17 protein-coding genes are annotated in these 24360 nt (G+C 64.4%); 13 read left to right on the forward strand and 4 right to left on the reverse strand.

What is annotated here, in order from left to right; genetic code table 11:
• Nucleotides 1-94 precede the first annotated feature (94 nt).
• Both BMZ70_RS05825 and BMZ70_RS05830 read left to right on the forward strand, forming a co-directional pair.
• Nucleotides 95-1291 (forward strand): hypothetical protein, encoded by a 1197-nt coding sequence (locus tag BMZ70_RS05825; RefSeq protein WP_165403520.1) that lies wholly within the window; start codon nt 95-97, stop codon nt 1289-1291.
• 10 nt (nt 1292-1301) lie between these two features.
• Nucleotides 1302-1712 (forward strand): type 2 periplasmic-binding domain-containing protein, encoded by a 411-nt coding sequence (locus BMZ70_RS05830; protein ID WP_092271164.1) that lies wholly within the window; start codon nt 1302-1304, stop codon nt 1710-1712.
• Nucleotides 1713-1718: 6 nt separating this feature from the next.
• On the opposite strand, the gene BMZ70_RS05835 is transcribed toward BMZ70_RS05830, so the two are convergent.
• Nucleotides 1719-3101, reverse strand: a complete 1383-nt coding sequence (locus BMZ70_RS05835) for an MATE family efflux transporter (protein ID WP_092271167.1) — start codon at nt 3099-3101, stop codon at nt 1719-1721.
• A 181-nt stretch (nt 3102-3282) separates the two neighbouring features.
• On the opposite strand from BMZ70_RS05835, the gene BMZ70_RS05840 reads away from it, so the two are divergent.
• From BMZ70_RS05840 to BMZ70_RS05855, 5 genes are all read left to right on the forward strand, one after another.
• Nucleotides 3283-4392 (forward strand): ABC transporter substrate-binding protein, encoded by a 1110-nt coding sequence (locus tag BMZ70_RS05840; RefSeq protein ID WP_092271170.1) that lies wholly within the window; start codon nt 3283-3285, stop codon nt 4390-4392.
• 11 nt (nt 4393-4403) lie between these two features.
• A complete protein-coding gene (locus BMZ70_RS05845) occupies nt 4404-8519 on the forward strand; it encodes an EAL domain-containing protein (RefSeq protein WP_092271172.1) in 4116 nt (1371 codons plus the stop codon).
• Complete coding sequence (locus BMZ70_RS05850; protein ID WP_092271175.1) at nt 8516-10627, forward strand: TonB-dependent receptor plug domain-containing protein; 2112 nt, start codon at nt 8516-8518, stop codon at nt 10625-10627. Before BMZ70_RS05845 ends, BMZ70_RS05850 begins: the two co-directional genes overlap by 4 nt.
• A gap of 153 nt (nt 10628-10780) precedes the next feature.
• Nucleotides 10781-11140 (forward strand): hypothetical protein, encoded by a 360-nt coding sequence (locus tag BMZ70_RS27900; RefSeq protein WP_130300892.1) that lies wholly within the window; start codon nt 10781-10783, stop codon nt 11138-11140.
• Nucleotides 11109-11609 carry a hypothetical protein gene (locus BMZ70_RS05855; protein WP_092271178.1) on the forward strand — a complete coding sequence of 167 codons (501 nt, stop codon included), beginning with the start codon at nt 11109-11111 and terminating at the stop codon, nt 11607-11609. Before BMZ70_RS27900 ends, BMZ70_RS05855 begins: the two co-directional genes overlap by 32 nt.
• 74 nt (nt 11610-11683) lie before the next feature.
• Here the strand turns inward: BMZ70_RS05855 and BMZ70_RS05860 are convergent, their stop codons facing one another.
• Nucleotides 11684-13309, reverse strand: a complete 1626-nt coding sequence (locus BMZ70_RS05860; protein ID WP_092271181.1) for a methyl-accepting chemotaxis protein — start codon at nt 13307-13309, stop codon at nt 11684-11686.
• A 207-nt stretch (nt 13310-13516) separates the two neighbouring features.
• Between BMZ70_RS05860 and BMZ70_RS05865 the strand changes: the two genes are divergently transcribed.
• The 4 genes from BMZ70_RS05865 to BMZ70_RS05880 are packed head-to-tail and all read left to right on the forward strand — an operon-like array spanning nt 13517 to nt 16472.
• Nucleotides 13517-14719 (forward strand): SpoIIE family protein phosphatase, encoded by a 1203-nt coding sequence (locus BMZ70_RS05865; protein ID WP_092271184.1) that lies wholly within the window; start codon nt 13517-13519, stop codon nt 14717-14719.
• Between the two features lie 12 nt (nt 14720-14731).
• A complete protein-coding gene (locus tag BMZ70_RS05870) occupies nt 14732-15289 on the forward strand; it encodes a SiaB family protein kinase (RefSeq protein ID WP_092271187.1) in 558 nt (185 codons plus the stop codon).
• Between the two features lie 20 nt (nt 15290-15309).
• The gene (locus BMZ70_RS05875; protein ID WP_092271190.1) at nt 15310-15696 is read left to right on the forward strand and encodes a DUF1987 domain-containing protein; all 387 of its coding nucleotides are present in this window, start codon (nt 15310-15312) and stop codon (nt 15694-15696) included.
• Between the two features lie 8 nt (nt 15697-15704).
• Nucleotides 15705-16472 (forward strand): GGDEF domain-containing protein, encoded by a 768-nt coding sequence (locus tag BMZ70_RS05880; protein WP_092277594.1) that lies wholly within the window; start codon nt 15705-15707, stop codon nt 16470-16472.
• On the opposite strand, the gene yjjJ is transcribed toward BMZ70_RS05880, so the two are convergent.
• Entirely contained in the window at nt 16429-17802 is a 1374-nt protein-coding gene (gene yjjJ, locus BMZ70_RS05885) for a type II toxin-antitoxin system HipA family toxin YjjJ (protein ID WP_092271193.1), read from the reverse strand. The genes BMZ70_RS05880 and yjjJ overlap by 44 nt on opposite strands.
• 87 nt (nt 17803-17889) lie before the next feature.
• Nucleotides 17890-18840: a 2-hydroxyacid dehydrogenase gene (locus tag BMZ70_RS05890; protein ID WP_092271196.1), complete on the reverse strand. Its 951-nt coding sequence runs from the start codon at nt 18838-18840 to the stop codon at nt 17890-17892.
• A gap of 106 nt (nt 18841-18946) precedes the next feature.
• On the opposite strand from BMZ70_RS05890, the gene BMZ70_RS05895 reads away from it, so the two are divergent.
• Nucleotides 18947-23974 carry a response regulator gene (locus tag BMZ70_RS05895; protein ID WP_092271199.1) on the forward strand — a complete coding sequence of 1676 codons (5028 nt, stop codon included), beginning with the start codon at nt 18947-18949 and terminating at the stop codon, nt 23972-23974.
• A 106-nt stretch (nt 23975-24080) separates the two neighbouring features.
• A complete protein-coding gene (locus BMZ70_RS05900; protein WP_092271202.1) occupies nt 24081-24335 on the forward strand; it encodes an NHLP-related RiPP peptide in 255 nt (84 codons plus the stop codon).
• Nucleotides 24336-24360: the final 25 nt, after the last annotated feature.

Consider the following 24360-nt stretch of genomic DNA (forward strand, 5'->3'; position numbering starts at 1 on the left):
TTGCCATTCCGCAACGGATTTGTGACATGGGCCGTAAAAGCGCCCATACTGCGAGGGCAGCACCAACAACGATAACTCATGGACGGGAGACACGATGAAACAACCCACGCTCGCCATCACCACGTTAGCAATCCTCAGTAGTTTCAACGCGTATGCGCAGGACGGCATGCCCATCACCGTCAGCGGTTTCGGCACCGGCGCCCTGACCATGACCAATACCGACCAGGCGGAATTCAACCGTGTCAATCAGGCGGCCGGCGTTGGCAAGGACGCCCGCCCCGGCGTCGACTCCAATCTCGGTCTGCAAGCCACTGCGAAGTACAGCGACAGCGTGTCTTTCACGCTGCAAGGACTGGTGCGCAAGAACGGCAACAACGACCAATTCGGCGCCGAACTGGCGTGGGCCTTCGCCAAGATCCGCCTGAACGATGACTTCTCGCTGCGCCTCGGCCGTATCGGCCTGCCGGTGTACATGATCTCGGACGTGCGCAACGTCGGCTACGCCAACATCATGCTGCGCCCACCGAATGAAGTGTACCGTCAAGTCACGGCCGACAATGCGGACGGCGGCGACATCATCTACCAGCACAGTTTCGGCGACAGTACCATCACAGCGCAAGCCGCTGTGGGCCGCACCAAGGTGCGCGCGCCGGGCAACTACTACCTGGAATTCAAGCCGGTGATATCGACCCAGGTGGTTCTGGAAAACGGCCCGTTCACCTACCGTCTCGGCCACTCGCGCGCTACCTTCGGCCTGTTTGAAAACGCCAGCCTGAATACGCTGGTGGCCACGGTCAAGGGTGCGGGCTTGAGCGCCGTCGCCGCCGAGCTGCCGCTGACCGACGTCAAGGGCACCTTCAACTCGGCCGGCATCAGCATGGACTACAACAACGTCATCGGCCAGGCCGAATACGCCAAGCGCAAGACCGACACCCGCCTGGTGCAGGACACCAGCTCGTGGTACGTGATGTTCGGCTACCGCTATGGCAAGTTCGTGCCCTACGTGTCGCACGGCGATGTGAAGCAGGACAGCCGCCGCAGCTTCGAAACGCTGCCCACCACCGGCCCGCTGGCGCCGCTCTCCGCCGTCATCAACGGCGCGGTGAAAGGCGGCCTGCAGTCCACCACCGCGATCGGCTTGCGCTGGGACTTCTACAAGTCCGCCGCGTTCAAGATCCAGATGGACCGCATCAAGACGCGTGATGGCAGCGGCTACTTCATCAACGCCAAACCTGGTTTTGCCGGTAGCTCCGTCAACGTGTATGCCGCAGGCATCGATTTCGTCTTCTAAGGAGAACGCCATGCATAAGACTATCGGCACGCTGCTGCTGGCAGCCGGCGTATGGCTGGCCGCAGCCCCGGTGGTGGCGGCGGAAATCGTCGTCATCGTCAATCCGAAGAATCCTGCCACGCGCATGTTCAGCGAACAGGCGGCCCAGTTCTTCCTCGGTAAATCCACGCTGTTCACACCCGTCGAACACACCGACGGCGCGCTGCGCAACGAGTTTTACAAGAAGGTGCTGGACAAGGACAGCACGCAGGTCAAGGCCATCTGGTCCAAGCTGGTGTTCACGGGTAAGGCCAGCGCGCCCAAGGAGTACGGCTCCAGCGCGGAGGTGAAGAAAGCCGTGGCTTCCGACACCAGCGCCATCGGCTACATCGAGAAGTCAGCGGTGGACGACAGCGTGAAGGTCATCCTCACCGTGCAGTAACAACGCTTAGCCTTCCACCACAATGGCAGGCCGCAGCCGCTTGCGCGAGACCCGCGCATGCGGTACCCAGGCGTGGGTTTGCCAACGCCGCCACATGATGAGGCCACGTATCCATTCATCGGCGGCGTAGGCGATCCACACGCCGGGCAGTCCCCAGCCCAGCACCACGCCGAGCAGCCAGCTGCCGCCGGCCAGCACAAACAACATCGAGAACGCGCCCGCCATCACCGGGAAGCGCGCGTCGCCGGCGGCGCGCAGCGCATTGATCACCACCAGATTAAAAGTGCGGCCCGGTTCCAGCACCACCGTAATCCACAGCAGCGTGGCGCCGGCCGCGAGAATCTCCGCATCCTGCGTAAACCAGCCTAGCAGCCAGCGGCCGCACACTGCGGCAAGCGCCGCAATCAGCAGGCACACCACCAGCCCGCGTCCCAGCGCGCGCTTGACCACCCGGTGCGCCTCGCGCAGCTGTCCCGCGCCGATCAGGTAGCCGACCACGATTTCAACCGCCAGCCCGGTGGCGATACTGAACATCATCACACCGCCCATCAGCTGCAGCACATAAGCTTGCGTGGCCAGCGCTTTCGCGCCCAGTTCCGCCGCCGTCGCCACGCTGACCATGAAGGCCAGGCGCCACGCGATATTCTCGGCCGCTCCCGGCAAGCCGATATGCAGCACCGCCGCCAGTTCGCGGCGCGGCAGCCGCCACCAGTCGTCGCGCCGGACCTCAATGTGCAAGTGCACGCGCCACATCAGCAAATGCAGCGCCAGGCCGATCATGCGGCTTACCGCCAGCGCCACCGCGTAGCCGGGCAAGCCCAGTGCGGGCAGCGGCCCCCAGCCATAAATCAGCGGCAGCGCCATCAGCAGATGGCTGACGTGCATGATAACCAGCACCACCAGCGTGTCGCGCGTGCGCAGGTGGGCGCGCATCACGCCGGCCATCGATGCGTTCCACGCGTCGAACAGCATGGCCGGTCCCAGCGCCACCAGGAACGGCGCGGCCAGCGGGAATACTTCGGCCGGAGTGTTCAGCAGATGCAGCAAACCGTTCGCGCCCAGCATGGCGATCAAACCGGTGACGGCGCCCAGCCAGGTGCTAGCGCCCACCACCGCGCACGCCACTTTGTTGGCCGCTTCGCGCTGGCCGCCGCCCAGGTTCTGCGTGACCACCACGCTGACGCCGGCGCCGATGATGCGGAACAAAATGAACAGCGCCGCCGACACCTGGCTGGCGATGGCGAACGCGCCGCCGGCCGCATCCGAAATGCGCGACGCCAGCGCCGTGCCGACCACGCTGGAGGCGATCGCCAGCCCCAGCTCGACCAACAATGGCCACGCAAGGTTGAACATGGGCGGCGTGCGGATCGGCGTTTTGGCGGCTGGCATGAAGATATTCGATCAAGTGTTTCCTGAAAGACCCATTTTATACCATGTGGAAGCGCTACCACTGTCGTCCGCCAACAACGATATGTGCCTGATTTTCTTTCCGTTTTAGCAAAGACTCGACTTATACTATGAAAGCATCTTGAGGGCGCTGTTCGCTCGCGGATGCCGCACCGATAGCCTGATGAAAAAAATTACAATTGCCCTGTTTGCTGCGGTAGCGCTGCTGATCTCGGGCGGCGCCGCGCAAGCTACCGGCACCGTCCTGCAGTCGAGCGCTGTAGTAGCCGCCTCTGCCGCCGAAAGCGGCATGCTGATCGAACCACTGGACGTGGTCACCATCCCCGCGCCACTGCGGCCGGACGTCCGTCCCGTCACCCTCGCCCAGCTGGAAGACCAGCTGCGCCGCCCCGAACTGCAAGCCTCGCTCAACAAAGGCAGCATCGCGGTGGTCTATCCGAATGTGGAAGAGCCGTTCCGCTCCGCCTTCCTGGCCATGATCCAGGGCATAGAAGAGCGCATCAAATTCAAGGTGCGCAGCTATCCGGTCGACCCGCGCGTCGACACCGCCGAACTGAATAACACCCTCAAACGCAGCGGCACCAAGGTGGTGATCGCGCTGGGCCGCCAGGGCCTGAACGCCACCGCCGGTTTCGACCGCGAGATCTCGGTGCTGGCCGGCGGCGTGCTGCTGCTGTCGGAATCCGAAAACGTCACGGGCATCAGCATGACGCCCGATCCGGCCATGCTGTTCTCGCGCCTGCGCGTGCTGCTGCCGGAGCTGCGCCGCATCGTGGTGGTCTACAACCCGCAGAAATCCGAGTGGCTGATCAAGCTCGCGCGCGAAGCGGCCAAGGCGCAGAACATCGAACTGTCGGCCCATGTGGCGGCCGACCTGGCCGGCGCCGCCAAGCTGTATAGCCAGTTGATCGCCGCCGCCGACAACCGCCACGACGCCATCTGGCTGCCGCACGACAGCACCACGGTGGAGGAAAGCACCATCCTGCCGCTGGTGCTGCGCGAATCCTGGAACAGCAACCTGCCGCTCTTTTCCAGCAATGTGCTGCACGTGAAAAAAGGCGCGCTGTTTGCGATGGTGCCGGATAACGTGGAACTGGGCCGCACGCTGGCCGCTTCCGCGATGGGCGTGATCGCCGGCGAAGTGCGCCGCCGTCCGCTGGTGCCGCTGCGCGAACTGCAAACCGCGATCAACCTGCGCACCGCCAGCCATATCGGCCTTAATCTCGGGGCGCTGCAGCAGCGCAGCTTCGATTTCGTGTACCCACAACCCTGAGCAAGACGACCATGTTCCGACATTTTTTACGCCGTACCGGATTCCAGCGTCAGCTCACCATCATGGTATCTGCCGGGATCCTGAGCTTGGCGGTGTTTTCGGCGCTGATGAATGCCTGGGCCGCCAACTCGCGCATGCGCGACCACTTCATCGGCCAGGGCCAGCGCATCGCCGACAACCTGGCGCGCCAAAGCACACTGGCGCTATTGTTCCATTCGGTCGAAAACGCCCGCGACGTGGTCGGCGCCACGCTGGCCTTCCCGGATGTGGCAGGCCTGCAGATCATGGATGCGCGCCGCAAGGTGCTGCTGTCGCGCGCGCAGGGCGGCGCGAAACTTGATCCGGCGATCTTCGGCGCCATGCCGCCGTCGCATGCGGGCATGGCCGGCGAGAATGCGGACGGCTGGGTGTTTGTAGCACCGGTCTACGGCGGCCAGGGCGAGGCTAGCCCGTTCGAACTGCAGGACAACCAGCAGCAGCTACTCGGCTACGTGCATGTGCAGCTGTCCAAGGCCACGCTCAACAAGTTGACCTGGTCCCTGCTGCTCGGGAACCTTGGCCTGACGCTGTCGTTCGCCGTCATCCTGCTGGTGCTGGCGCGCTTCCTGACGCGTCACATGCTGACGCCTTTGAACGCCCTCTCGCGCCTGATGCGGCGTGCGGAATCCGGCGAATCCGGCATGCGCGCCACGCCGGACGGCCCGCGCGACCTGATCGAAATGGGCCAGGCCTTCAACCAGATGATGAATGTGCTGGAACAGCGCGAGGCGGCCGCCGTCAACATGGCGCAGATGAAGGCGCAGTTCGCGGCCACCGTCAGCCACGAGGTGCGCACGCCGCTGAACGGCGTGGTCGGCATGCTGGACATGCTGAAGGAAACCCGCCTCACGCAACGCCAGCAGGAATTCGTCGACGTGGCCTGGAATTCCTCGCGCACGCTGATCGCCCTGATCAACAACATCCTCGACTTCTCCAAAATGGAAGCGGGCAAGCTGACGCTGGAAGAAACGGAGTTCAGCCTGACCGCCCTGCTGTCGGAAGTGACCGAACTGCTGGCCGGACCGGCGCAGCAAAAAGGCGTGACCGTCAGCTGGGTTGTCGACAGCGACGTGCCGGAACGCGTGTGCGCCGATGCGCTGCGCGTACGCCAGATCCTCATCAACCTGACCGGCAACGCCGTCAAATTCACCGAGCGCGGCGAAGTGGCGCTGCGCGTGTCGCTGGCGGCGGCCGATCCGCTCAAGCTGCGCTTCGAAGTGCGCGACACGGGCATCGGCATGAGCGCTGAAGTGCAGCGCCATTTGTTCGAGGCCTATTCGCAGCCGGATCCCGGCACCACGCGCCGCTTCGGCGGCACCGGCCTTGGCCTGGCGATCTGCAAACAGCTGGCGGACCTGCTCGGCGGCGAGATCAGCGTGCAAAGCGCGGCCGGCAGCGGCACCACCTTCCACTTCTCGATCCCTTGCCATCCGGCGCAGCCTGTGCAACCCGCGCAAGTCGTACAGTCCACGGTGCTGCACGCGCCGCCGCGTCCAATGCCGGAGCGCCAGTACCGCGTGCTGATCGCGGAAGACAACCGCACCAACCAGATGGTGGCAGCCGGCATGCTGGCCATGAACGGCTGCGTATGCGAGTTCGCCGCCGACGGCGTGGAAGCTGTGAGAGCAACGCAGCGCGACCGCTTTGACCTGATCCTGATGGATTGCAGCATGCCGGAGATGGACGGCTATGAAGCCACGGCCCATATCCGCCTGTTGGAGCAGGCACTGGGCCGGCGCACGCCGCTGATCGCCATGACCGCCAACACGCAGGCCGGCGATGCCGAGAAGTGCCTGGCGGCCGGCATGGACGATTACCTCGCCAAGCCTATCACGCTGGTCGAGCTGCGCCACAAGCTGGAAAAATGGCTGCCGCATGCCGCCCCTGTCGCGGCGTCCCCTGCCGCCAACGCCAGCGCGGGCAACGCAGCGCCTGCCGGCGGCCGCGCCAGCAGCGGCGCGACCTCGCACGCGGCAGGCGCACCGGCCTTCCCGCCACGCTCCAGCACCGGCGGCCCAGCCCCGGTCGACCTGGTCGTGTTCGACAAACTGCGCGAAGTGCTGGGCGACTCGCTGCCGCACGCAGTCACGCCCTATCTTGAAGACATGCCGGCCTGCCTCGACGAACTGGCGCAAGCAGTTCGCAGCGGCGACATGAAAGCCGCCCGTATTCGCGCCCATACATTGAAAGGCGCCTCCGGTAACTTCGGCGCCGAAGCGCTGGCGCAGCTGGCGCTGCAGGCGGAACAACTGGCCGCTGCCGGGCAGCCGGAGCGCATCGCGCCGCTGCTGCAGCCGCTGAACGAACAATACCGGGCCGTCGCCGCCTTCCTGCGCGTGGAACTGAGCTACACCGATGCGGACGACCTGCGCCCCGGCGACGACCTGCCGCAAGTGCTGGTGGTCGATGACGACCGCAGCACCCGCAGCACGCTGCGCCACACTCTGCAGCGCGACGGCTTCCGCGTGGAAGAGGCCTCGGACGGCCAGCAAGCCTTGTCCATGCTGACCCGCTTCCAGCCCGACGTGATCCTGATGGACGCCATGATGCCGGTGATGGACGGCTTCACGGCCTGCGCCCGCATGCAGGAACTGCCCAACGGCGCCGACATCCCGGTGCTGATGATCACCGCCCTGCAGGACAACTCCTCAGTGGAACGCGCCTTCGCCGCCGGCGCCAGCGACTACATTCCAAAGCCGATCCACTACGCCGTGCTGTCGCAGCGCGTGCGCCGCATCATCGAAGCCAATCGCGCCGAGAAACGCATCCGCCACCTCGCCTACAACGACGTGCTGACCAGTCTCCCCAACCGCACGCTGTTCTTCGAACTGCTGGCCAAGAGCATCGACCACGCACGCAGCAACGAGCAGCAAGTGGCGGTGCTGTTCATGGACCTGGACCGCTTCAAATACGTCAACGATAACCTCGGCCACGCCGTCGGCGACCGCCTGCTGCAAGCGGTGGCCCAGCGCGTGCGCCAGACCGTGCGCTCGGACGACACCGTGGCGCGTCTCGGCGGCGACGAATTCACCGTGGTGCTCAATCAACTCGACAACCCGGCGGCAGCGGCGACGGCAGCGCACAACATCGTGCGCTCCCTGTCCGTGCCCTTCCCCATCGACGGCCACGAAATCTTCGTCACCGCCAGCGTCGGCATCGCCATGTTCCCGCATGACGGCAGCGACGTCGCCGCGCTGGTCAAGCACGCCGACAGCGCCATGTACCGCGCCAAGCGCACCAACACCGGCTTCCAGTTCTACGAATCGTCGATGGAGCACTCCATCTCCGAACACGTGCGGCTGGAGAGCGACCTGCGGCGCGCGATGGAACAGCAGCACCAGCTGGAAGTCCATTACCAGCCGCAGGCCTGCGTGACCAGCGGCCGCATCATCGGCATGGAGGCGCTGGTGCGCTGGCGCCATCCGGTGCGCGGCATGATCGCGCCGGCGGAATTCATCCCGCTCGCCGAGGAAACCGGCATCATCAACCAACTGGGCGACTGGGTGCTGCGCACCGCCTGCGCGCAGCTCAAGCAATTCATCCGCAACGGCCTGCCGGAGATGCGCGTGGCAGTCAACCTGTCGGTGCGCCAGCTGCTGCAAAAGGATTTCGCCGCGTCGGTGGAAGCCGTGCTGGCCGACACCGGCCTGCCACCGCACCTGCTGGAACTGGAAATCACCGAAAGCACGCTGATGGAAAACGCGCACGACACGCTGGCGGCGCTGCACCGCCTGCGCGAACTGGGCGTGCGGCTGTCGATCGACGATTTCGGCACCGGCTATTCGTCCCTGTCCTACCTGAAGCGCTTCCCGGTCGACATCATCAAGATCGACCGCTCATTCGTGCAGGACCTGCCGCAGGATCCGGACGATGCGGCCATCGTCAGCGCCATCATCGCGCTGGCCCACAGCCTGCGCCTGCACGTGGTGGCAGAAGGCGTGGAGACCGATGCGCAGCTGGACTTCCTGGCGCGCCGCTCCTGCGACATGATGCAGGGCTACCACCTGAGTCCCGCCATTCCGGCCGACCAGTTCGAAGATTTCGCAAGACGAGCACAAAAAAGAATAAACCGGGAGATAGCATCTTGAACAAGTCGAGCGCCCAGCGGCTGTACGCAACAGCGGCACTCACCCTGCCATTGATCGCCTCCGCGCATGGCGCCTCGTCGGGAACGGACGACGACGAACTGGCGCTGGTCTACGGCGCCGGCGACAGCGTGAGCATCGCCACCGGCAACCTGCAGGCGCTGCGCCGCGCGCCGGCGGTGGCGTCGGTCATCACGGCCGCCGACATTGCTGCGATGGGCGCCACGGACCTGGACCACATCCTCGAAAGCGTGGCCGGCATCCACATCAACCGCACGCCGAACAGCTACTCGCCGCTGTACGTGGTGCGTGGCATCGTCAGCCCCTACGGGCCGCAAATCCTGATGCTTCAAAACGGCGTGCCGATCACCACCGCCTACATCGGCAACAAGGGCAATATCTGGGCCGGTTATCCGGTCGAGCATATCGCGCGGATTGAAATCATTCGCGGCCCCGGCTCGGCGCTGTATGGCTCAGATGCTTTTTCCGGCGTGATCAACATCATTACCAAAGGCCCGAATGAAGCGGCAGGCACCGAGGTCGGCGCACGCGCCGGCTCTTTCGGCACGTACGACGGCTGGGTGCAGCATGGCGGCAAACTGGGTACGATCGACGTCGCGGCCTACCTGCGCGTGGGCTCGACCGACGGCTTCCACCGCACCATCGAGGCCGATGCGCAAAGCCGCAACGACAAACTGTTCGGCACCCACGCTTCGCTGGCGCCCGGAGAACTCAACACGCAATACAAAGCCGTCGACGCCAACCTGGACCTGGTCTACGGCCAGTGGCGCGCGCGCTTCGGCTACAAGTACCGCTACGACATGGGCACCGGCGCCGGCATCGCCTCCGCGCTCGACCCGGTCGGCCGCCAGCAGGGAGAACGCATCACCAGCAGCCTCGCATGGGCCGAGCCGCAATTCGCGCGCGATCTCGGGCTGGGCGCCGGCATCAGCACGCAGCAGTATTCGCAGGAGATGCCGACGCTATATCGGCTGCTGCCGGCGGGCCTGGTATTTCCAACCGGCGCTTTCCCGGACGGGATGATCGCCGCGCCGGAAGCGTGGGAGCGCGCGTACCGTTTGTCCGGCTACGCCGACTACAGCGGCGTGCCGGGCCACCACCTGCGCCTCGGTGCTGGCCATGACGATATCGACATGTACCGCGTGCGCGAGTATCGCAACTTCAACTACGCGGCCAACGGCACGCCGATCCCGCTGCCGTCGGTGGTGGAGACCACCGACACCACACCGTTCATCCGCCCGCAACGGCGCAAGATCGACTACATCTACCTGCAGGACGAATGGAACTTCGCCGCCGACTGGAACCTGACCGCCGGCGTGCGCCACGACCAGTACTCGGACTTCGGCGGCACCACCAATCCGCGCATGGCGCTGGTGTGGGATGCGAGTTTCGACCTGACCGCCAAGCTGCTGTACGGCCGCGCCTTCCGCGCCCCGGCATTCGCAGAAAGCTACGGCATCACCAACCCGGTGGCGCTGGGGAATCCGAATCTCAAGCCGGAACGGAACACGACCACCGAACTGTCGTTCGCGTGGCAGGCGCGCACCAATGCAACCGTGAACCTGACCTTCTACCGCTATCACATGAAGGACATCATCCGCACCGTGCCGAATGCGCTGGTGGGCACAGGCGCCACCTACATGAACACCGGGAACCAGAACGGGCATGGCGTGGAAGTGGAATCCAATTGGACCGTTACGCGCGAGCTGCAACTGAGCGGCAACTACGCATGGCAACGCTCGACCGATGAAACCAACCACACCGATGCCGGCTACGCGCCGCACCACCACCTGTACGGCCGTGCGGATTGGGCTTTCGCCAGCGGCTATCAATCGAGCGCGCAAGTGAACTGGGTAGCAGGCCGCAAACGCGCCTTCAGCGATGCACGCGCGCCGCTGCACGACTACACCACCCTGGACCTGACCGTCGCCACTCGCAACGGCCGCAGGCAGTGGAACTTCTCGGCCGCACTGCGCAACGTGTTCAACACCGACGTACGCGAACCAAGCCCCGCACCAGGCCTGACCCTGCCCTACGACCTGCCAATGGCGCCACGCGCGATTTCAGTCCAGGCCTCGTACAAGCTGTAAGCCGCTATAGCGTGTGCAGGTCGGCCGTGAGGTCGACCTTTTCCTGCTCGCTCACTTAGGTCAAAGCGCACCGCCAAATCTTTTGCGGCAGGTCAAATCACGGGCAAGCGACCTCAGGACAAAATAGAAAAATAGTCCTCGCTGCATAGGCCCATGATGAAAGCGATCACCAAGATCCAAGGTTGGCCCGGCACAGGCGGTTCGGGGCCGCTGCCCGGCAGTATTGGCATTACCGATACGAGTTCTGTGGCAGCCCTAAAGAACTACTATCCGAAAGAAGGAGGCGTAGAATTTGTGTACGCTCCCGAAAGCAATCGGCTGGTAACAGGAGTCGTAAAGCGCCATGTGCACTTGGATGGTTCCTGGCATGAGCAGTTAGCGGCCGCTCTTGGGATTGGACTCCTGCTGTCCGCGACCAATTTCGCCTGTGGTTATCGATGCGGACCGGTTACCCAGTCATTCATAATCATTGGGAGAAGATATGAAAGTCGCATTGATGGCGCCTACTATTGAACAGTCATATTGTTGGCTATTTACGCGCAACCAGCAGGTCATCGGTGTGCACAAGACTGATGGCTGGTGCACGCGACTCCGGGATGAAGAGCCAATCTTCTTTTCTAACGAAGAGCCATGCATGCTCATTATGATTCTGCTGGAATTAAAGGTCAGCGAGTTTGATGAGCACCTCAGCGCGGCAGTCCACCTGGCGCCGGAGTTCGCATCAAGCATTCAGCAGTTCCCGCTGACGATGCTCATCAAGTACGTCTTCCACAGCTGCTACTCCGACTACTGGCCCGACAAGGCGATGAATTGGCTCGATGAGAAACCCCGGCTGCTGCCGTTGTTCGTGGATGAACTGGAGCACATGTACACGCACAAGGTCATGTCTCAATCCTTACGCCATCGCGCCCGCCGCATGTGGCGCAGTGTGACGCGCGATGATCCATCGGTCGTGCGCCACATGCGCCATGCACATGGATAGACTTCCATGTGGCAGCTCACTATGCTGCGCGTTAATTTGCATAAACTGTGAGAACGACTAGCGGCTCTTATAATTTAGGCAGCGCGGCGCAGCTCCGCTTGTTCCGGTGCTGCCAATATTGCGCGCTGTGGCAGGTGCTGGACCACGGCTTGCTGGTGATCGGTCTTGAAGGAGCCGACCAGCTGCGCCAGTTCGCGGGCCTGCGCTTGCATCGCGGCGGCGGCTGCGGCGGCTTCCTCCACCAGCGCGGCGTTTTGCTGCGTCACGTCGTCCATGTCGCTAATGGCGGCGTTGACTTGTTCGATGCCGTGCTCCTGCTCCGCGCTGGCCGCGCTGATGGCGCCGATGATGGCGGTGACTTTCTGCACGCTGGTCACGATCTCGCTCATGGTGGCGCCGGCCGTTTCAGCCAGTTCGCTGCCGCTGGCCACGCGCTCGGCCGAGTCGTTGATCAGCTTTTTGATTTCCTTGGCCGCTTCGGCCGAACGTTGCGCCAGGTTGCGCACTTCGCCTGCCACCACGGCAAAGCCGCGACCTTGCTCACCGGCGCGCGCCGCTTCCACTGCCGCATTCAAGGCCAGGATATTGGTCTGAAACGCGATGCCGTCGATCACGCTGGTGATGTCGACGATCTTGTGCGCGTACTCGTTGATGCTGGCCATCGTCTGCACCACTTCCGTCACCACCGCCCCGCCCTTGCCCGCCACTTCGGATGCCGACATAGCCAGCTGGTTGGCCTGGCGCGCGTTGCCGCTGTTCTGTTTCACCGCCGCCGTCAGTTCCTCCATCGCCGACGCGGTTTCTTCCAGCGCGCCCGCCTGATGTTCGGTGCGGCGCGACAGCTCCATATTCCCGCTGGCGATCTCGCGCGAGGCCGAGTCGATCGCCACCGCGCCATCGCGCACGCGGCCCACGGTATCGGCCAAGCGGCCGGTCATGTGCGACAGCGCGTCGAACAGCTGGCCGATTTCATCGCTGCGGCCATGTGTGATCGCGACATGCAGCTCGCCGCCGGCCACTTGCTCGGCCAGCGCCACCGCCTGCGTCAGCGGACGCACGATGCTGCGGGTGAGCGCCAGCGCCAGCACGGCCCCCAGCGCCAGCGTCGCCACGCCGAGGCCAATCAACAGCGCGCGGCTGCCCTGGAACTGGCTGGCCGATTGCTCGGCCAGTGCCCTGGCTTGCTGTGTTTGATACGCCAGCAGTTTTCCCAGCGCGCCGGTGTAGGCCTTGAACACGCCCGGCCATTTGTTATCCAGCAGGTCGCTCACCTCTTGTATGCGGCCGCTGTCCTTGAACTTGAACAGCTCTCCGCGCATGGCGAGGAAGGCTGTCTTCTTTTCGGCCACCACGCGCAGCAGCGCCGCCTCATCGCCCGAGGCCTGCATCGCCGCCAGCTTGCGTTCCATCTCGGCCGCTACTTTCTCGCCGGTGTTCAGCTGCGCCTGAAAGATATCCGACACTTCCAGACTGTCGCTGCGGCCGATCGACATCGCGCGCAAGCCATTCAGTTCGGTCACGCCCAGCAGCTCAGAGGTCAGCTGCTGGCGCGCCAGTTTTTCGTTCACCAGGTTGGACGCGGTGTCATTGGCCGACTGCAGCCGCCACAGCGACACGCCCGACATGCACGCCATCGCCAACAACAGCAGCGCGAACGACGCCACCACACGCATACCCGTATTCAATTGAGGGAATTTCATAAGCCTTGGTCAAAAAAGTAAAAGTGCCTCATGCACGAATACTCACCAATGTACACACCGAATATGACGCCCTCGTTACCACAAGGCAATTACGACAACAGTATTTTCTTACGGTTAAGATGTAATGAGGAGGTAACAATTTCTCATTAGCATGCAGACCTCAGTGTTGATAAAAGGTTCCCGGCTGTGGAGTTCAATGCCTCTCGTTTGCACCTGCCCCGTTTTCGCTTGTCCGTTGCCGCCGACCTGTGTGTGGAGACTGTATCGGTACTGTCCGACGCCACCAACTTCGCTGTACTGGAACTGTTCACCGAACGCCGCGATTTAATGAGCCTGCCCGTGATCGAAGGCGGCCGGCCGATAGGCCTCATCAGCCGCAACATCTTCATGTCGCAGATGTCCAAGCCCTTCTATCACGAGCTGTATGGGAAAAAGAGCTGCATCGCTTTCATGGACAAGGAGCCGCTGATCGTCGACGCGGCCATGAGTATTGAAGCGCTGACCTTCCGCGCGGTTGAATCGGGCGAGAAAGCGCTGGCCGACGGCTTCATCGTCACCCGCGATGGCACGCTGGCCGGTGTCGGTTTCGGCCTGCAGCTGATGAACGTGGTGGCCAATATGCAGGCCGAGAAGAACCGCCAGATCATGCACAGCATCGATTACGCCAGCGTGATCCAGCGTTCGCTGCTGCGCCCTTCCAATCTGGCCTTGTCCGATGCGCTGGACGATGCGCACCTTGAATGGCAGCCGCGCGATGTGGTGGGCGGCGACTTCTATCACTTCGCCCGCTATGAAGACGGCTGGTTCGCCGCCATCGCCGACTGCACCGGCCACGGCGTACCGGGCGCGTTCATGACGCTGATTTCGTCGTCCACTTTAACGCAGGCCTTGCAGCAACTGGGCCCACGCGATCCGGCCCGCCTGATCGCGGAAGTCAATCGCGGCGTCAAAGGCATGTTGGGACAAGTGGAAGGCCACGGCCACGCCGAATCCAACGACGGCATGGACGCTGCCTTCCTGTGGTTCGACAACGCCAGCCGTCAACTGAGCTTCGCCGGCGCCAAGCTGTCGCTGTTCCAGCTCGACCCGGACCAGCAAGCCGTGCAAACCGTGGACGGTGAACGCATGGGCGTCGGCTACACCGATACACCGCTGGGCTACCAGTGGACCAACAAGACCATCGCCATCCCGGAAGGCAGCCTGCTGTTCCTGACCACCGATGGCCTGATCGACCAGATCGGCGGCGCCAAGGACATCGCCTACGGCAAGCGCCGCATGCGCGATGTGCTGCTGGCCAATCGCACCGACTGCGCGCGCCACGTATCGCAAGCCATGCTGGATGACTATCAGGCGTGGCAAGGCGAACAACCGCGCCGCGACGACCTGACTTTTTTCTGTTTCCGTCCTTGAGAGGATCCTGTTTTGCTGTACGAAGAATTCAACGACTTCTTTGACGTGGCTCGCAAGCGCCATATCATCTTTTTCTACGTGGGCTATTTCTCGCAGCACGTGGTGGCCGCCATTTCGGAGACCATCAAGGCGCGCCTCGACGTTGCCGGTGCGGCCGGGCCGACGCGCCGGCGCATCTTCTCGTCGTTTGTCGAAATGTCGCAGAACATCATGCACTATTCGTCCGACTCGCTCACGCCCGATGAGCAGGCCGAGAACCAGATCCGCCGCGGCTCGTTCTGCATCGGCATGAAGGGCGACAGCTTCTTCCTGCTGTGCGCCAATCCGGTCGACAGCGCCAATGTGGAGCGCATCAGCAGCCGCCTGGAACCGCTGCACACCATGACAATCGACGAGATCAAGTCGGCCTACAAAAAAGCCCTGCGCGACGAGACCCCGGCCGACAGCAAAGGCGCGGGTCTTGGCTTCCTGACGATGGCGCGCGACGCCAGCGAACCGCTGGAATTCGAATTCGTCGCGGACGCACACAATCCGGACGCCACCATCTTCTGCATCAAAGCGATTATCTGAATCAAATAACGAGAACGACAATGGAACCACTGTTTATCGCCGCTTCACCCACTTCGCCGGAAATCGACTTCCGCTTCGAACAGCACACGCTGTCGATCAAGGGCGAGTCCTATCCGGAGAACGCCGCCGCATTCTACGGCCCCGTCATCGCCCGCGTGCAGGCGTGGCTGGATGGCTGCAAGGAGGCCGAGATCACCGTTAATGTATCGCTGGCCTACTTCAACAGCTCCAGCACCAAGATGCTGTTCACGTTCTTTGAAGCGCTGAACAATGCGGCAATGGCCGGCAACCACGTGCGCCTTAACTGGTATCACGACGAAGACGACGACACCATCCTCGAATTCGGCCAGGAACTGCAGGATGATTTCGGTGCGCTCGATTTCCACGACCACGCAGTGAGCAACTAATGAAGCCAATGGCCGACGCCGACCTGTTTGCGCTGGAAAGCGCCGCGCTGGCCAATGCCAAGGCGGCGCACGACGATCCGCGCGCCGACTCGCGGGCAGCGCTGGCTGAACTGATCGTCCACTATGAGCGCCTGATGCGCGAAAGCCGCCGCCTGATCCGCCGCAGCGACCGCGCGGAGCTGGACATGAACCAGATGAACCGCCAGCTGCACGAACTGGCGCAGCAGCTGGAATACCGCGCCACCCACGATCCGCTGAGCGGAGCGCTTAACCGTGCGGCCGTCATCGATCACGCCTCGGCGCGGCTAGCCGAGGGCGACATGGCGCTGATCGTGCTGGATATCGATCACTTCAAATGGATTAACGATGATTTCGGCCACCCGGCCGGCGACGCCGTCATCATCACCGTGGTGTCCTGCCTGCAGGCGCTGCTCGGCCCCGGCGTGGCGATCGGTCGCGTGGGCGGCGAGGAGTTCTCGGTGGTGTGGCCGACTTCCTCCGCCGATGAAGCGAAGGAAGTGGCGCTGCGCATCTGCGACGCCATCGCCGACCAGGTGTTCGATGCACCGATCAACCGTCAGATCACGGCCAGCGTAGGCGTCAGTTGGAACGCGCAAGGCACCAGCTTTGAACTAGCCTACAGCCGCGCCGACGAAGCCCTGTACGCCGCCAAGCGCGCAGGCCGCAACTGCGTGAAAGTCTACTCCCAGCTGCCGCTATCGGTCACACCAGTCACGCCACCAGCCTCCGCAGACGCCTCAACTCCTTGCCATTAGCCTTGCAGACGGCGCGGAAGCCGGCGCTGATGCGCTCATCCGCCGCCGCCGTGTGCCAGAAGGCCAGCGCCGCATCGGCCGCCGCCAGCCAGTCATCGCGCTCCACCGGCAGCGGCAGCGAAGGCGCGAATTCGCGCTGCGGCAGTTCCATGCCGCGCACCGGCGCGTACAGCATCGGCAGCATGTCGTAGGCCGGCGCCAGTTCCAGCGGCGCCCCCTCTTCCACTCCCGGCACGAAGGCCAGATTCCCCTCATGCATATCGCTGTTGGCGATCAGGCGGCCGAAATACCACAGGCGGTTGATGCGCTGCTGTGTATCGCCGCTGATGTAGCGGCCGGACCGCATGCGCGCGGCGGCCCGGCTCCAGTTCTCGCCCGCCATGCCAAACAAGGCGGCGTCCAGCGCGGCCCAGGTACAGACGGCGGAACGGCCGAACTCCCCGTGGCGGTCGAAGCGCTCTACTTCAAGAAAGGTGCGGTTGTCCGCGCGGCAGATGCGGCTCCGCGCCGCAGGCAGCCCCAATTCCGTGGCGACAGCTTCCAGTGCGAGATGCTCGCACACCAGCAAATCGGCCCAGCGCTGCACGCCCGGCGTATGGTCGTTGCCGGAGAATTTGACGATGACGTGGGCGCGATGGCCTTCATGTTCGCGGAAGGTGGTAAATTTCGGGAACTCGCCGCCCGCCGACGAACCGGCGTCACCGGCCTGCATGGCGGCGGCGGCCAAAGCCGGGTAGCCCGCTTCGCTCGCCGGCGCCGCGCTGTGCTGCATGGCCTCCAGGTGGCGGCGATAGGCCGCCTCGCCGATGATGTAATTCCCGGCCGTGTCGTGGCCAAAGTGCGCCAGCATGTAAAGAATGTCGTCCTCGGGCCATTTCTGCGGATCCGGCCCCACTTGCAGCAGGCTGGCATAGTTGCGCGCGAAGTTACGGCCCAGGAAGCCCTGCGGCCGCATGTCATCCATCGGATATGGCAGGCCGGGGAACCAGCCGTCGCGCATCTCGGGCGCCAGCGGCCATTCAAGCGGCTGTTCGTAGCGCAGCGCGCAGCCGGCCGGATAGATCGGATCCAGCATGGCGATCTGTTCGCCGCGTCCCTTGCGGTCGATGCGGTACACCGGCAGCGATTCGGCGCTACCGCGCAGCGGGCGGCGTGCCGCGTAGCTGGTGCGGCGGGCAGCGCCTCGCACCACCACCTGGTCGCCAAGCTCGCGCACCATGCGCATCATGGTGGCGCGACTGAGCGTCGGGCGGCTTTTTTGCAGCCGTAGCAGCAGGTCGGCGCCCGACAACACGCGCGCCAGCCGGAGAATATGCAGGATATCAGTCATATGAAACGTTACTTGAAACGATTCCAGTAACATAAATATAGCATATTCAATGACTTATAGCGTTACGGCACCATCAATATGAAACAATCAGGCAACAGGTGTCAACAGCGGTTTGCCGGCGAAATGGGCGCGCAGATTGTCCACCACCAGTTGGCCCATTGCGTGGCGTGTCTCCACCGTGAGGCTGCCCACGTGCGGCGTCAATACAACATGTTCAAGTTCGCGCAGCGCGGCCGGCACGCGCGGCTCGTCGGTAAACACGTCCAGCGCCGCCATGCCCAGTGTGCGGTCGCGCAGCGCTGTGATGAGCGCTTCCTCGTCCACCAATGAGCCGCGCGCTATATTCACCAGCGTACCTTGCGGCCCCAGAGCCGCCAGCACCGCCGCATCCACCGTGTGGCGCGTGGCCGGGCTGCCAGGCGCGGCAACCACCAGATAATCACTGGCCTCGGCCAACGCCAGCAGCGAAGGTGTGCGCGGCACACTCACGCCCTCTTTGACGCGCGGCTGGTAATACTGCACCTGCATGCCAAACGCCTGCGCCCGCAGCGCAATCGCCTGGCCGATGGCGCCGAAACCGTAGATGCCGCACACTTTGCCGCGCAGGGCGCGCGTGGGCGCCAGCGCCTTGCCGGCCTCCCACGCGCCAGTGCGCACATAAAAGTCCAGCGCCGGCAGCCGCCGCGCGGCCGACAACAGCAGCGTCAAAGCCAGATCCGCCACATCGTCGGTCAGCACGCCCGGCGTATTGGTCACCGCCACGCCCCGCGCTCGGCACGCGTCCAGGTCCACCGCATCCGTGCCGATGCCGTTCACCGCGACGATTTCGACCTTCGGCAACTGCGCCAGCTGCGCCGCCGTGATGCCGATGCCGCCCGTGGTCAGCACCGCGCGGACCTTGCCGGTCACGCCCTCCAGCCAAGCCGCCCGCTCGCCGGCCGGCTGCTGCCACAAATGGCGGCAATCAAAATACTGCTCCAACTGCGCCATCACACTGGCCGATTGGCTGGCCGCATATACCAATACTTCCGGTTTCATGTCTATACCTACTCTGGTTTGCCTGTGGCGATTGTACAAGCGAAGCCGATTTCCCGCTGGCAGTCGTAGACTTTCAGTCAGCATTTCCGTATGCTTAAACCACCCCATGAACGATCACGCCTACACCCATCGCGTCCTGATCGCCGCCCAGTGCTGGCTGTGCACCGCCGTTTTTGCGGTGCTGGCATGCCTGGGCACCGGCGGTACGGCCCATGCCAGTCCCGAACGCTGGGATCAACTGGCTACGCCGCTATTCGAGCATCTGGGGCTGGACCAGGGCATGCCGCACCCGGTCGCGATGGCGCTGGCTCAGGATGGCGACGGCTTTATCTGGATCGGCACCCAGACTGGCCTGGCGCGCTGGGACGGCTACCGCATGCGCAATTTCCGCCACGACCTGGCCGACCCTACCAGCCTGCCCGGCGACTTTGTCCAAAGCCTGCACGTGGACGTGGCCGGCCGCGTCTGGGTCGGCACCGTGGCCGCCGGCCTGGCGCTGTACGACAAGCACACCGAACGCTTCGTGCGGGTCAACGATGAACTGAGCCGGGGCCTGGTCAGCGCCATCGTCAGCGACGCCAAGGGCAATCTGTGGATTGGCACCCCGGACGGCCTCAAATATTACGACCTGGTCCACAAGACCATGCGCCGCTACAGCCACGAAGACACGCCCGGCCTGCCCGACAACCAGGTGCGCTCGCTGTTGATGGACCGCGCCGGCAACCTGTGGATCGGCACTGCCACCGGCCTGGCGCGCATGCGGCCCGGCGGCACCATCGTCGGGGTCCCGGTGCGCGGCGAAGGCAGCGGCAACTGGAGCGACACCGTGCTGGCGCTGGGCGAGAACGCGCGCGGCCAGATCGCCTTTGGCACGCTGAAAAGCGGCTTTGGCCTGGTCGAGGCGCAAGCCGACAACGGCCGCATCGTCGCCCTGCGTGGCGTCAAGGACGTGCAAGCCAATATGGTGCTGGCGGTGACCGAAACCTCGCAAGGCATCTGGTGGGCCGCCACCTACGGCGGCGGCGTAATTGAATACCGCACCGATAGCAATCGCGCGGTGCGCATCCAGCACCAGCCGGCGGTCTCCTTCAGCTTGAGCAACGACCGCACCGCCGCCCTGCTGCGCTCGCGTGGCGGCATGGTATGGGTCGCCACCGAACGCGGCGTCGACCTGTACGATCCGCACAGCGAAGCGATCGACTCGGTGTTCGGCGCCGAGGGCGCGCAGGAATCGGCGGTCTCCGCGCTGATGACCGACAGCCGTGGCGAAGTCTGGATCGGCCTGGCCGACCAGGGCATCGATATCGTGCCGCGCGATGGCGCCCGGCGCGCCGTGCTGCGGCCCGACCCGCACCAGCCCGATACCGCGCTGCCCAACCGCATGATACTGACGCTGGCCGAAGCGGAACCGGGCGAAGCCTGGATCGGCACGCAGCTGGGGCTGTACCACACCAGCCGCAATGGCAAGGCCGTCAAGCGCGTGCCGCTGGCGCAGCACAATCCCTATCCACGCATCGGCACCCTGCTGGCGCGCAAGGGCGAGCTGTGGCTGGGAACCTACGATGGCCTGCTGCGTTACACCCCGGCCACCGGCGTGCTGCGGAACTACGTACAGGGGCCACAGGAGGGCGGCGGTCTGAGCGACAATCGCATCACGGCGGTCATCGCCGACAATGATGGCGCGCTGTGGGTCGCCACCCGCAACGGCTTGAATCGGCTCGATCCCGACAGCGGCAAGGTGGAACAGGTCAAGGCCAACCCGGCGCGCACCGACGCGCTGTCGGAATCGGTACTGAGTTCGCTGGTAATGGACCGCCTCGGCCGGCTGTGGGTCGGCACCCACGGCGGCGGCATCTGCGTCATGACCGGGCGCGATGCGCTGGGCGAACCGACCTTCGAGCGCGTGACCGCCACCGCCGGCTTGTCCAACGGCACCGTCATGGCGCTGCAATCGGACCCGGTGGGCCGCATCTGGGCCGCCACCTCGGACAGCATCGCCGTCATCGATTCCGGCAGCCTGCGCGCGCGTTCGCTCAGCCGCGCCGACGGCCTGGCCTTCCGCACCTTCTTCATCGGCGCCAGCACCGTCACCCATGAACGCGACATCGTGTTCGGCGCCACCGCCGGCATGGCGGTGATCTATCCCGGACGGCTGAACGACTGGGTGTATCGCCCGCCGCTGGTCATCAGCGCGGTGCGGCTCGACCAGCGCAACGTCACGCCGGCCGAGCTGACCGGCAAGGAGGGACCGACGCTGGTACTCCATCCCGGTAACGAAACCTTCGAGGTGGAGCTGGCCGCGCTGGACTTTTCGGCGCCGCAACGCAACCGCTATTCCTACCTGCTGGAAGGCTTCGACCAGCGCTGGCTGGAAGTGGACGCCAGCCGCCGCATCGCCACCTACGGCCACCTGCCGCCGGGCCACTACGTGCTGCGCATGCGCGGCAGTAACCGCGAGGGCTTGTGGAATTCCGACGAAACCACGCTGCGCGTGATCGTGCTGCCGGCCTGGCACCAGACCTGGTGGGCGTGGCTGGGCTACTTCCTGGCCGCGTGCGCGCTGGCGTGGGCACTGGTGCGCTGGCGCGTGCGACAGCTGCACCGCAAGGGCGAGGCCTTGCAGGCGCTGGTCTACTCGCGCACCCAGCACCTGGAAAAGCTGAACGCCATCGTCAAATCGATCAACGAGCAAATCGATTTCGACGCGCTGCTGCACACCATCCTGCACGAATCGACCATCATCAAGGGCATCGACTCGGCACTGGCGCTGGTGCGCGACAACGGCACCGAGACCCTGAGCCTGCGCGCCGCGTGGGGCCGCATCGACGCCGCCGACGCCTACCGCATCGACCTGCGCCAGGCAGAACTGCGCTACGCGCCGCAGGCCAACATGATCGCGCCCGACATCTTCGAAGTGCACCATGCGCATTCGCTGCCCGGCGACGTGTGCGCGCTGCTGTCGGTGCGGGTGGTGATCGACGGCCAGGTCGAGGGCTACCTGATCTTCGAGAACTACCAGTACCAGGCCAGCTTCGCCGAAAGCGACCTGGATCTGCTCAAGGCGCTGAAAGAGCCCTTCGTCTCGGCCTTCCAGAAAGCGCATTCGATGCGCATGCTGGAGCAGGCCCGCGCCAACGCCGAAGCGGCTACCCGCGCCAAGAGCGACTTCCTGGCCAACATCAGCCACGAGATCCGCACGCCGATGAACGCCATCCTCGGCTTCGCGGGGTTGGGCACCCATCTCGACCTGCCGGCGCAGCCGATGGACTACTTCCGCAAGATCAGCCGTGCGGGCCAAAGCCTGCTGCAGATCATCAACGACGTGCTGGACTTCTCCAAGATCGAGTCGGGCAAGCTGGAACTGGAAGCCCTGCCGTTCGACCTGCCCGACACCCTGAACCAGATCGCCGACCTGTTCTCGTGGCGCGCCGCCGAGCGCGGACTGGAACTGGTGCTGTGGGCCGCGCCCGACGTACCATCCAACCTGCTCGGCGATCCGCTGCGGCTGGGGCAAATCCTGGTCAACCTGGTCGGCAATGCACTCAAGTTCACCGCGCGCGGCCACATCGAACTACGCGTCGAGTTGGACGATGCCACTCCCAACGTGGTGCCGGGCGGGCCGCTGGTGCTGCGCTTCACCGTCGAAGACAGCGGTCTTGGCATCAGCGAAGAACAGCAGGCGCGCCTGTTCCAGGCCTTCGCCCAGGCCGACGCCAGCACCACGCGCCTGTACGGCGGCACCGGCCTCGGACTGGCCATCTCGCAGCAGTTGGTGCGCAAGATGGGCGGCGAGATCCGGGTCGATAGCGAGCCGGGCGTCGGCAGCAGTTTCAGTTTCACCGTGCACCTGCAAGCGGCGGCCGACCAGACGCCACGCCTGCCGCCGGTGCCGCCGGCCGCGCAGGGCAAGCGCGTGCTGATCGTCGACGACAGCGAAAACACCCGCCACGTGCTGAAGATCCAGCTGCAAGGATTGGGGCTGAGTGCGCGCGCCGTAGCCTCGGGCAGCGCGGCGGTGGCGGCCATGCAGCTGGAAAGCTACGACGTGCTGCTGATCGACGCCGACATGCCGGACCTGGATGGCATCGAAACCCTGCAGCGCATCGCCGAAGACGGCGAACTGGCGACCGTGCCGGCGGTGCTGATGGTGACCGCCTACGCGCGTGAACACAACAAGGAAACCATCGAGCAGGTGCGCCTGATGCCCTTCCTCGACAAGCCGGCCAGCCCGCAACTGCTGCGCAATGCCGTGCTGGCGGCGCTGGGCATGGAGTCCAGCCAGCAAGCGGTCAGCATCAGCGCGCCGCCGTCGGTGGCGGTGCAGCGCATCCGTGGCGCGTACGTGCTGGTGGTGGACGACAACGCCATCAACCAGCAGGTGGCCAGCGAAATCCTGCAGCGCGCCGGCGTGCGCGTGGACGTGGCCAGCAGCGGCGAGGAAGCGGCGCGCATGACCGCGGCGGGTAATTACGACGCGGTGCTGATGGATATCCAGATGCCGGACATGGACGGCTACCAGGCCACGGCCCTGATCCGCTCCAACGAGCGCCACGCGACCCTGCCCATCATCGCCATGACGGCGCACGCGGTGGCCGGCTACCGCGAACGCTGTCTGGCAATGGACATGAACGACTACGTCACCAAACCGATCGACCCGGACACCCTGTACGCGGTGCTGGCCACCTGGGTAACGCCGGACCCGAGCCGCGTGGCGGCCGCGCCGGAAATACCGCTGCGCCGGCCGGAGTTCCCGGCCGGGCCGGCGCGGGCCCGGCCCGGCATCGACGTGCCTGCGGCGCTGGAACGGCTGGGCGGCCACGACGCGCTGCTGTCGCAACTGCTGGCTTTGTTCGCGCACGACTTTGAATCCAGTTTGCAACAGATTCAAGATGCAATCCACTCCGGCCAAATGTTACATGCGGCCGATTTGGTGCACCGGATTCGCGGCGCGGCGGGTAATCTTTCTGCAAACGAACTTTTTAAAACGTCAATTGCGCTGGAAGACCGTCTCAGAGAGGAACCGGCCGCGCTGTCCGACTTGCTGCGTGCATTCATGCAAGCGTTCGAAGTTGTCATGACTAGCGCGCGGCGCGAGATTGTGGCGCGCGAACCCGAGACCGAGCAGACTACCTAGCAACTTGCTAGCTTTGAAAAATGGCTTGAGATCGCATCGTGCATGTCTTACGATGAAATCGTGTTCTCCGCACAGGCAATCCCCACCCCAAACGAAAGGGCAAGACATGGCTACGCATTCCCCGCAAGACCTCGACCTGCTGCTGTCCAAACTCGCTGGCGACGACAGCTTCCGCCAGAGTTTCCTGAAAGATCCACAACTGGCCCTGGGCGGCCTGGGCATCAAGCTCGACGCCAGCCAGATTCCAAGCATCCGCAGCCTGCCTGCGAAAGAAGTCATTGCCGCCGACCGTCACGCCATCCAGGGCAAAGTGGAGAGTGCAGCCGGCGCTGTTCCGTTCTTCCTGTCGGGCCAACGCTAAGCGCTCCTCTCTGACAGATCCGCCC

The sequence above is a fragment of the Duganella sp. CF402 genome (genome assembly GCF_900109645.1).
Taxonomy (GTDB): Bacteria; Pseudomonadota; Gammaproteobacteria; order Burkholderiales; family Burkholderiaceae_D; genus Rugamonas.

Coding starts and splice junctions, on each gene's coding strand:
- BMZ70_RS05825 (WP_165403520.1), top strand. CDS start 95: ATGAAACAACCCACGCTCGCCATCACCACGTTAGCAATCCTCAGTAGT.
- BMZ70_RS05830 (WP_092271164.1), top strand. CDS start 1,302: ATGCATAAGACTATCGGCACGCTGCTGCTGGCAGCCGGCGTATGGCTG.
- BMZ70_RS05835 (WP_092271167.1), bottom strand. CDS start 3,101: ATGCCAGCCGCCAAAACGCCGATCCGCACGCCGCCCATGTTCAACCTT.
- BMZ70_RS05840 (WP_092271170.1), top strand. CDS start 3,283: ATGAAAAAAATTACAATTGCCCTGTTTGCTGCGGTAGCGCTGCTGATC.
- BMZ70_RS05845 (WP_092271172.1), top strand. CDS start 4,404: ATGTTCCGACATTTTTTACGCCGTACCGGATTCCAGCGTCAGCTCACC.
- BMZ70_RS27900 (WP_130300892.1), top strand. CDS start 10,781: ATGATGAAAGCGATCACCAAGATCCAAGGTTGGCCCGGCACAGGCGGT.
- BMZ70_RS05855 (WP_092271178.1), top strand. CDS start 11,109: ATGAAAGTCGCATTGATGGCGCCTACTATTGAACAGTCATATTGTTGG.
- BMZ70_RS05860 (WP_092271181.1), bottom strand. CDS start 13,309: ATGAAATTCCCTCAATTGAATACGGGTATGCGTGTGGTGGCGTCGTTC.
- BMZ70_RS05875 (WP_092271190.1), top strand. CDS start 15,310: ATGGAACCACTGTTTATCGCCGCTTCACCCACTTCGCCGGAAATCGAC.
- BMZ70_RS05880 (WP_092277594.1), top strand. CDS start 15,705: ATGGCCGACGCCGACCTGTTTGCGCTGGAAAGCGCCGCGCTGGCCAAT.
- yjjJ (WP_092271193.1), bottom strand. CDS start 17,802: ATGACTGATATCCTGCATATTCTCCGGCTGGCGCGCGTGTTGTCGGGC.
- BMZ70_RS05890 (WP_092271196.1), bottom strand. CDS start 18,840: ATGAAACCGGAAGTATTGGTATATGCGGCCAGCCAATCGGCCAGTGTG.
- BMZ70_RS05895 (WP_092271199.1), top strand. CDS start 18,947: ATGAACGATCACGCCTACACCCATCGCGTCCTGATCGCCGCCCAGTGC.
- BMZ70_RS05900 (WP_092271202.1), top strand. CDS start 24,081: ATGGCTACGCATTCCCCGCAAGACCTCGACCTGCTGCTGTCCAAACTC.